Genomic DNA, 9783 nt, shown 5'->3' with positions numbered 1-9783 from the left:
TTCTGAACGAATAGCCTTGTGTTCTGAACGAATAGCCTTGTGTTCTGAACGAATAGCCTTGTGTTCTGAACGAATAGCCTTGTGTTCTGAACGAAGGCAGAGGCGATCGCCTCTAGTAAAATAAATATTTTGAACAGAGTGATGATGGCATTGGTCACTCCCCATTCTCAAACCACCAAGGATCATTAGTAGCGTTAGTTTTAATCAAAATAGCTTTTTTTCGCATGAACCGTTTCAGCGCCGCCGCACCCATGCGTGACCCTCCCAGACCAGAGAATTTAAAGGCGTTTTTTTCTCCCTCATGTATCATGGCGGTGAGTCCAGCATCGTTGATACTGATGCCACCTGCATCTATCTGGTAGGCAACTTCTAAGGCTTCCGCTTCTGACTCGGCAAACACAGCAGCACTCAATCCATAAATTGAGTCATTCGCTAAAGAGACTGCTTGTTCTACTGTGGAAAAAGGCATCACTGGCATAATCGGGCCAAAAGTCTCTTCGGTCATCACTTTCATGGAATGGTCAACTTGGGTGATAACTGTCGGACGACACCACCAACCCCCACCTAAGTCTTCAACGACACCGCCGCAGTGAATTACTGCTCCCTTTTCAACTGCATCTTGGAGATGGTCGCTAATAATTGCTGCTTGTCTTTCGGCGATGATCGGGCCAATTTCTCCACTTTCAATTGTCGGGTAGGCTAGCCCAAGGCGATGTGCTTTGGCTACTAGTTGATGGTAAAACTTTTCAAATATCGATTCAGCAACATAAATTCGCTCAATTGATAGGCATGACTGTCCGGTGTTGACGACGGAACCCCACAATATTGCTGAGGTTGCTAATTCTAAATTGGCTGATTCTAAGACGATCGCCGGATCTTTTCCTCCTAATTCCAAAAAAGCTGGAATAAACCGTTTAGCAGCCGCTTCTGCTACTTTTCGCCCCGTGGCTACACTGCCTGTAAAACATACCAAATCTACATTTTCAATCAAAGCAGATCCGGTTGTGCCTGCTCCTTCAACAAAAGTTAATACATCGTGCAGTTTGGGGACGGCATTGAGTGCTGTAATCATTGGTGCTACGAAGCGGGGAGCGATTTCACTGGGTTTGACAATCACGGCACAACCCGCCAACAAGGCTGGAATGGTATCAATAGTAGACAGCAACAGGGGAAAATTCCACGGGCTAATTATCCCAACTAGGGGATAAGGAACGGATGTTTGTTGCAAGGCGATAAACGGAATAGCTGTATTTTTTGCAGATTCTTGCAGCAACTCTGGCGCTAACCGACACCAGCGATCGATGCTAGAGAGGAAAGAATCTATTTCTAATACTGAGACTGACAATCTTCCTGTATCATTTACCAAAGCTTCCGTTAAGCGATCGCGTCCAGATAATATCGCTTTCTTCCACTGCTGTAAAGCTTCAATTCTCCCCTCTAAACCCAACTGCTGCCAACGAACTTGCGCCCGACGCGTGCGCTTACATTGCTGTACCAGCAGCTTTGCGGGCGGTGGGATAATTACGTAGTCAGATTTACCAGTTCGGGGATTGCGGACTTCTATTGGTTTTGTCATTAGGAGTTAGGAGTTAGGAGTTAGGAGTTAGGAATTAGGAGTTAGGAGTTAGGAGTTAGGAATTAGGAGTTATTTTATTTGTATTCCAATGCCCCATGCCCAATGCCCAATGCCCCATGCCCAATGTCCATTCCCCAATTCAAATTATCCCCAATTTAGCTAACCGCTCAATGGTGGCTTGCTGCGTTTGGAGGAAGTGTTTGCGGTCTACTTCTGTTTCCAGCATAGTATTAGCTGGGTAAAAGTGTGATTGCTGGTAACTTTCGGCGTATAGCTCAAACCGTTGGCGTGAAAGTAAATTATTTAACCCTGGTCGGCGGCGATCGCGCCGTAATGCTACTAGGTCAATCTCTGCGAATGCTGCCATGCTCTCACCTGCACCTGTCTCAGCTAAAACGATTCCGCGATGGTCGATGATTTTAGAGCCACCATCAGCCGAAGCAATGGGAATGGCAATATTAGCGATACCTGCGGTATTGGCTGAAACTACGTATGCCAGATTTTCGACGGCGCGAGTGATTTTTGCCGCGTCTTTGGGGGTGAGGTTTTTGTTGTATACTTCCGAGGTTGAATGGACAAAAATCTCCGCTCCTCGCATCGCCAAACACCGCGCCACTTCTGGATACAAAATTTCTTCTGATGCTAAAGCTGCCAAATTACCGATCTCCGTTTTGGCAACGGGGAAAACTCCCTCTAAACCATAGCAGTCGAGATACTTATCCCAAACATCATGGGGGGTGGGAGCAAATAAAGAATTTAGCCGCCGATATCGCAAAACAATTGAGCCAGAGGGGTCAATGATAAAGCAGGTTTGGAAATACAATCCGGGAAAGTTGGGGTCAACTTCGTAGGCATTGCCAGCTAAAAAGATTTTATGCTTTTGAGCAATTTTACCAAGTGCTTCATACTCAGCCCCAGCCATTTCTATACAGGCTTTTTCTGCCCATCCTAAGAGAGAATCTCCCATCGGAAAACCAGTCAGGAAATATTCTGGCAATACAATTAAACGACAATCAAAGCCAATGAAAGCGATACTGGCAGCAATTTGTTGAGCTAGGCGGTTGATGGAGTTTTGCATGAGCGATCGCGCTTCGTGGCGATCGCTTGTTTGGTTGACTGCATGACAAGTAACTTGCAGTGCCAAAGCGCGGTAGGATTCTAAATTAGTCGTCATTGGTCATTAGTCATTGGTCATTGGTCATTAGCAAAGGACAAAGCGATGCCTAGGTTGGGCTACGCCTACGTCACCCCAGAGCGATCGTACAAGTTTATTGTTTGCTTCTCCTGTCTTTGTATAAACTTAATTTAAATCAATAACTCCAGGTAGAAGAGAGAATGTCAAATTTCTCCGATCGCACAGAGTCAAACACCGATAAAGTCTTACTCATCGGAGTTACTGGCGGCACAGGTGGAAATGTCGTCAAGGGATTTCTCGAACAGGGAGTTACTAACCTGCGAGTCATCACTAGAGAAATTGACCTTAATCGCCCAACTCTTGCAAAGCTCAATGATGCCAAAGTTGAACTAGTAAAAGCCAACCTCGACGATGAAGCCTCCCTCATAGCAGCCTTTGCAGGGATTTCGGCTGTTTACTGCCACGCTACTTCTGCGGACTCCACTAAAATTGACCCGCTAGAGGTGGAGAGAGCAAGGCGAGTTGCACAAGTTAGCAAGCAAGCTGACATTAAGCATTTTGTTTACAATTCCGCAGGTGGGGCGGACAGGAATTCAGGAATCCCCCGCATTCAGCAAAAGTACCAAGTGGAGAAAATTCTCAAACAAGCTGGCTTACCGACTACTATGTTGCGAGCCTGCTTGTTTATGGAGGAGTTTTGGAAGAAGTACACGCGACCTTCCATCCTCAAAGGTAGTTTCCCGTTTTCTATTCAGCAAGATAAGCCGCTTCATCTAATTACAACCAAGGACATGGGGCGCGTTGCTGCCTACGTAATCAAACATCCCACCAAGTATATTGGTCAAGAAATTGAGCTAGCTGGCGATGTGCTGACTCCTCTTCAGATGGCAGAGGCATTCTCCCAAGCGCAGGGGATGAAAGTTGTCTACAAAGAGACACCCGCCTGGATTTTCTTACTTTTGCTGCAAAGGGAACTGTTCGATTTGATTCAATGGTATCGCAAACAAGGTTATCAAGCCGATGTCCAGCGTTTACGAGAAGAGGAGTTTCCTGGACTTCTGACCACATTCAGGGAATTTCTGGCAGAAACCAACTGGGCAAATGCGGAATTAACCTACGAGAGTCTGTGATCGGATTAGTACACTGTGGCATTAGTCATTGGTCATTGGTCATTGGTCATTAGTCATTGGTCATTAGTCATTAGCAAAGGACAACTGACAAAGGACAAATGACCAATTCAGAGAATGCGATGCCTACGGCGGGCTTACGCCTACGCCACCCCAGAGCGATCGCACAAGTCTATCTGTCAATTCCGATCCAAACATCTGTGCAGCAAATTTATTGCCTGGATCAAGTTCAGCACTGATCCGGCGGAGCGACAAATCACGAGCTGCCAAAGCATCGCGTGCATCTTCTGGCACAGGTTCAGCTGCATCTACCCAAGTTAACCAGCGATCGAGTGTTTCATGTGCAAGTGTGCGAGTTAGTTCCAGGGTATCAAAAGTAGGTGCGCCGGTGTAGCACAAGCTAACAGGCGATTGAAATAGGCGAACATAAACACTTTTGCTGGTAAATACCTTGAGGCGCGAATCGGACTGCAACTTCAAGAATGTTTGGTTAACTGGCTCATAGTAAGCCTATATTACATCGCAGACTGCGTTGGGCTTTGCCCTCGCCGGAGACATCGCTATCATCATTTGTGACTGGATTCAAATCGGCTACGACTAGACGCACAATCTTACCCGTAATGCCCCTGAAATAGCAATTTGGCAGGGTAACTACATATTATCAGAATGCTCGTTGAAAACCCTTGAAGATGTGTCCATGATCCAAATACGTAGGGACACAGCAATGCTGTATACCTACGAGAAATCTATATGTATCAGGGTTTGTGTGAAATGGGATGAAATCTGGAAATCATTTTTATCTCGGCGTGTAGGTGAGCTTATAGATGGTGCCACTGTAGTCATCCGAGATTAACAAATTGCCCTGCTGATCGACTGCCGTATCCACGGGTCGCCCCCAGAAATCTTGCGTTCCTGGAATTACCCAGCCCGTGACTAAATCTATCTGGTCTCCTGGGATCTTTGTCGTATTGTCCCACGGAAAGTAAACTATTTTATAACCTGTTCTCTGCTGCCGATTCCATGAGCCGTGCAGCCCTACCAATACCCCAGTTGAGTACAGGCTGGGAAACTTCGTATTTTGTAAGAAGGTTAGTCCCAACGGAGCCGAATGCGCTTGAATACCTCTGATAATCTTGTCCATCGCATTGCAATTAACATGTCCATCAGCATTGAACTGATAGTCGCGGTCGAAGGGCATATAGTAGGAGCGATTTGACGTGTCAGGATTGGGGTTGCAGAATGGCCAACCGTAGTTACCGCCATCTCGGACTCGCGTGAACTCCTCTGGCGGGTGGTTATCCACGTAGGACGGGACAACCTTGCCGTAGTTATTAGTGGCATCCTTGAAGGGATAGGCGATGTTGTCTCGATTATTAACGGCTACCCAGAGGTCATTTGTGCCAGGGACGAATGCCAGTCCTTCTGCATTGCGAAAACCTTGGGCAAAAAGCCGCGGATTGCTTCCATCAGCGTTGTACTGGTAAATCGCACCGCGCCGTGGGTTACTGACAGTATCTGCTACGCAGGCGTTGCATGTCGAGGCGATCGACACATATAGTTTGTGGTTGGTATCGACTGCGATATTCTTCAGTTCGTGACCGTAAGCACCTTTGAGTTCCGGGCTGCTGCTGTCTGGTAAGCCAGTGACGACAACTTGGCGATTCTGGGCGGTTATGTCTCCAGATTTGTAGATGAAGCGGTTAATTTGATTACTCTCAGAGATATAAATGTATGTGATGTTGTTAATCGTGTGAAACACAATGTCCTGCGGGTTGCGTAGACCTGTCACGAAGTCAGAAATAATTGGGTCTTTGCTGCCATTTGCCCTGACAATCAGTACTTTACCGGTACTCGGCTGCGACACTAGAAGATTGCCATTGGGAGCAACTGCGATAAAGCGGGCTTTCGGAATGCGAGCATAAACGGAGATGGAAAAGTTGGGCGGCACTTTCAAGTAATGGCTAACATTGAAAGGCCAATAGCTCATCGTATTAGACACGTTAATCTTAGTGTCAACAGACGCAGCAGGTGGAATGGCTAACGCTGGGGTGGAAAGAACCTCGAAGGGCATCACAGTAGTAAGCAGGGCGAGTAAGCTAACTAGCCGCGCAGATACTATCCGTCCGAGCCACTGTTTTGGCTGTAGAGCAAACAGAATTGACATTGACATTTTCAACTTCCTTTTGATGTGGATAGTAAAATAGATAACTACACTTAAGACAGTGTTTAGAGCTTTAGTTGTAGCAACCAGCAACGCTTTAGCCTGCAAATAAAATTGCTTTAACCTGCAAATAAAATCACTTTGAGCTAGAACTAATTACAATCATCCGTAAGAAGGTGTTTGAAACCATGTACATCCCTCTCTAGTTAGGAGACACTAGGGAAAAGTAAAGCACATAAGCTTATAGACATCTCCGAATATTCAATTGGCATAAGCCAAGTAAATAAAATGCTATCTCAGTTGACTCAAATTAATTTAACGCTCGAAAAGGCTAGTGCGGATTAAATAACATCCGAAATTGGGCAATTATTCAAAATTAAACAGCACTAATTTTTGCCTATAAACTATCAGTAAGTATATGCAATACTCATTACTAGCTGCGTTATTTAAAGACAGATAAATGTTGTCTAAAACCCTTACATAGATTGGGTTATTAATTTCTGAAAAAGTCTAATTCTTATCCGAATATCTCGGAATTGTAGGTTTTATTGATTAATATTGCTCTTACCTAGATTTAACTAGCATATATAGAACTCCGGTTTGATTGATAAAAATTTTTTAAGGTCAAAGTTTTCCTGGACAAAACTTTGAGTCTCAGTATGCTTTTACAATTCCAGTCGGATTGCTATATTTGCTTACATCCTATTGAGATAAAAGTGAAACGTAACTCGTATATTCACTAATATTTAAATTTTCTTTAAAAAAAGTTGAGAGTAAAATTACGTTAGTAAATTTACGCAAGCTTGACTTACACAAAACTACATGCTGTAGGAGCAATTCATGAATTGTCCCTACCTGAAAAATCACTCTTTTCGGCTATTGTTTGCGTAAGTCATGTTAATTATGGGCGATTCCTCTTGACCGGAGAATTACTAATAGAAAATCCCCGACGCGTGGGTTTAAGATTAGCCAATTCCACCTGAAAACTTACCTTATCGCTCATTTCCCCACTTCTCGCTGACAAAGTCCAATTACCAGGACGCAAATACCAAAATAAAGAATTAGCTGACTGTGTATCTAACTTTTCACCATTTAACCACCACTCAACAGGCGCAGATTTATTTCCCACTAGCTTAAATTCCAGTTTTTGCTTCGCTTCTTCACCGGGATACACTAAGAATAAATCGCCATGATGCGGAGATAAAATTCTCAAATTGGTAGAACTAAAATTCGATTGCTGTTGTTTTGCTAACCATTCATCATACTCTGGTGGTAAATTGAATTGATTTTCACGTTCGTAATTATTTTTATCTTCAGGATAGAAATATTCCTGCACCACTGAGGTACAGTCTGGTGTTGGACGTAACCCCGAAATTGCACAAACAGGTAGTTGCACTAAACCTTCTGGAGATGGAAAATCTGCTGGTTCTTGATGTTCGTGCAGGTGTAACATAATCCGATTCCACAAGGGTGCAGCCCCTGTCACACCTGAAACTTGTCGCATCGGTTCGCCGTTGAAATTGCCTACCCAAGTAGCAACGGTGTAATCGGTAGTAAAGCCAACTGTCCAAGTATCACGAAAATTGGAAGAAGTGCCAGTTTTAACCGCAGAAGGAAAGGGTAAATTTAACACTGAGTCTACACCAAATGCTGTTGCACGAGCATGGCGATCGCTGAGTATGTTGGTGATGAGTTGCCATATTGTTGGATTTTGGATTTTAGATTTTGGATTTTGGATTGGGGAATTGGAAAATATGCTTACTAAAGGGGTCGCATCTCCTTGTCGTGCTATGGTTAGGTAGGCATGGGCTAATTCCCAGAGGCTGACTTCGCCACTACCTAGAGTCAAACCTAAACCATAATGTTCTGGGGTTTGATTGAGGTGTTCAAATCCCAGTTGATGCAGTCGTTCTAAGAAAGTTTGCACACCTACTTTTTCTAACACCCGCACTGCGGGTACATTTAGGGAATTTGCTAAAGCGATTCGCACGCGCACAGGGCCAAGAAACCTTTCGGTGTAATCTGTGGGGCTGTAAAGTTTTGCGCCGGGAATTGCATAATGGGCGGGTATATCTGCTAAAATGGTATTTGGGCGAATTAAATTTTTTTCTAAAGCTAATTCGTATATAAAAGGCTTGAGGGTAGATCCTGGTTGACGTAGTGCCTGTACTCCATCATTGCGTCCCAGTTTGACTTCATTAAAATAATCAGGCGAACCGACATAAGCCAAAACTTCACCAGTGCGGTTGTCAATCACCAACGCAGCTGCATCATGGACATTGTTAGCGGCTAGGGAAGAAATTACGTGCTGCACCTGTGCTTCAACAAACTGCTGTAAAGGGCGATTTATAGTGGTGCGAATGGGGGAATTTTGTTCTGTTTGCGTCTTATCAAACTGATTGGCTAACCAAAATAAAAAGTGTGCTGCGGCGATAATTCCCCGTTGGCGAGACTGAAACACGACTTTTTCGGTATGTGTTCGTGCTGCGATCGTCGAAGACGCACTAATATAGTTTTCTTGCACCATACGATTAAGGACGTATTTTTGTCGCTGCTTCAGCCGTTCCCAATGCTCATAAGGGTTAAAATATGTGGGATTATTGGGAATAGCAGCCAACAAACTAGCTTGGGCAAGATTCAATTCACTAGCTGGGATGGAAAAATAAGTCTGCGCGGCTGCTTCCACGCCATATATATTCCCTCCCATCGGTAGCCGATTGATATATGCAGCCAGGATTTCATCTTTATTCATCCCTGCTGTTAACCGCCAAGATAGCCAAATCTCACTCAGTTTACCAGAGAAGCTGCGGGGGAGGGGATCTAACATCCGCGCCAATTGCATAGTAATTGTAGAAGCACCGGAAACAAATCTTTTCGCGTGGATGGCTTCTTTGCTGGCGCGGATAACAGCTTTCATATCCAACGCCCCGTGATGGTAAAAACTGCCATCTTCGGCGGCTAAAATAGCATTGATAAACTGGGGAGAAACTTGATTCAGTGGTACTACTGATGTATGCTCTTGGTCACGGGTGAGCAATGTTCCTAATGGTAAACCATTGCGATCGCTAAATTGCATTGCCAACTGATTTTGGGCAATATCTGTGGCACGAATGGGCGCAAAATATGGTAATAGGCGTACAATCAGACAGATTAGCAGCACAGCTAGGATAACTTTACTAGTATGCTTAATTTTGGTTAGCGATCGTGAAATTAGTTTCATCAGGGAATCCCCTGTATAAGAAAACTTACCTTAATTTTCCCGCAGAGTTACTTACATCTACATCAGTAAATATGTCAAATCCTTAATAATTCATTTTTACTAACCTAGAAGATGTAAATTAATGTTTGCGAAATATACAGCATTTTGCAAGTTAATGAAGTACAAAAATACCCCTCCCTAACCCTATTCTGACCACTGACTCCTGATTTCTGCTGTATCATTCCAAAGCTTCACTACAAATAATAATCGGAATTGGCTCCAACAATCTAGGTAAACTATTATTCAGCCATTCGTGCATATTATGTTGTCGGTAAATTTGCACCAATTATAAATAACATCAATATCATCTTGCTTACCTTGTGGGTTTAAATTCTCGTACAGATATTTAGCAGTATCAGCGTATTGAGTAAAAATCAGCCGTTTTTTATCTTTGAGTATTGGTTTATCTAACCAATTTATCAGAGTCTGTAATCTGACTTTTCCCGTTAAGTCTGTTTTGCAAGTTGCCAACCTTCACACAGGTCATGCAATTTTAACCAACCTCGCCACAGAACTTGGATACCA

Annotated in this window: 6 protein-coding genes; 1 reads left to right on the top strand and 5 read right to left on the bottom strand. The window is 44.0% G+C overall.

What is annotated here, in order from left to right; genetic code table 11:
• Nucleotides 1–154 precede the first annotated feature (154 nt).
• Nucleotides 155–1576: an aldehyde dehydrogenase family protein gene (locus V7L05_RS10195; protein ID WP_335164050.1), complete on the bottom strand. Its 1422-nt coding sequence runs from the start codon at nt 1574–1576 to the stop codon at nt 155–157.
• Between the two features lie 139 nt (nt 1577–1715).
• Nucleotides 1716–2750, bottom strand: a complete 1035-nt coding sequence (locus V7L05_RS10190; RefSeq protein ID WP_335164049.1) for a nitrilase-related carbon-nitrogen hydrolase — start codon at nt 2748–2750, stop codon at nt 1716–1718.
• A 161-nt stretch (nt 2751–2911) separates the two neighbouring features.
• On the opposite strand from V7L05_RS10190, the gene V7L05_RS10185 reads away from it, so the two are divergent.
• Nucleotides 2912–3841, top strand: a complete 930-nt coding sequence (locus V7L05_RS10185) for an NmrA family NAD(P)-binding protein (protein ID WP_335164048.1) — start codon at nt 2912–2914, stop codon at nt 3839–3841.
• Nucleotides 3842–3964: 123 nt separating this feature from the next.
• On the opposite strand, the gene V7L05_RS10180 is transcribed toward V7L05_RS10185, so the two are convergent.
• The 3 genes from V7L05_RS10180 to pbpC form a co-directional block, all read right to left on the bottom strand.
• Complete coding sequence (locus tag V7L05_RS10180) at nt 3965–4312, bottom strand: hypothetical protein (RefSeq protein WP_335164047.1); 348 nt, start codon at nt 4310–4312, stop codon at nt 3965–3967.
• A 322-nt stretch (nt 4313–4634) separates the two neighbouring features.
• Nucleotides 4635–6008 carry a PQQ-dependent sugar dehydrogenase gene (locus V7L05_RS10175; protein ID WP_335164046.1) on the bottom strand — a complete coding sequence of 458 codons (1374 nt, stop codon included), beginning with the start codon at nt 6006–6008 and terminating at the stop codon, nt 4635–4637.
• A gap of 892 nt (nt 6009–6900) precedes the next feature.
• Entirely contained in the window at nt 6901–9219 is a 2319-nt protein-coding gene (pbpC, locus tag V7L05_RS10170; RefSeq protein ID WP_335164045.1) for a penicillin-binding protein 1C, read from the bottom strand.
• Between the last annotated feature and the right edge of the window lie 564 nt (nt 9220–9783).

The organism is Nostoc sp., assembly GCF_036917755.1.
Classification (GTDB): domain Bacteria; phylum Cyanobacteriota; class Cyanobacteriia; order Cyanobacteriales; family Nostocaceae; genus Nostoc.
The sequence above is the reverse complement of the archived record's forward strand: the minus strand, read 5'-3'. Positions and strand labels throughout refer to the sequence as shown.

Bases quoted from the DNA above. Each gene is read 5' to 3' on its own strand.
- V7L05_RS10190 (WP_335164049.1), bottom strand. From the start codon at position 2,750: ATGACGACTAATTTAGAATCCTACCGCGCTTTGGCACTGCAAGTTACT.
- pbpC (WP_335164045.1), bottom strand. From the start codon at position 9,219: ATGAAACTAATTTCACGATCGCTAACCAAAATTAAGCATACTAGTAAA.
- V7L05_RS10195 (WP_335164050.1), bottom strand. From the start codon at position 1,576: ATGACAAAACCAATAGAAGTCCGCAATCCCCGAACTGGTAAATCTGAC.
- V7L05_RS10185 (WP_335164048.1), top strand. From the start codon at position 2,912: ATGTCAAATTTCTCCGATCGCACAGAGTCAAACACCGATAAAGTCTTA.
- V7L05_RS10175 (WP_335164046.1), bottom strand. From the start codon at position 6,008: ATGTCAATGTCAATTCTGTTTGCTCTACAGCCAAAACAGTGGCTCGGA.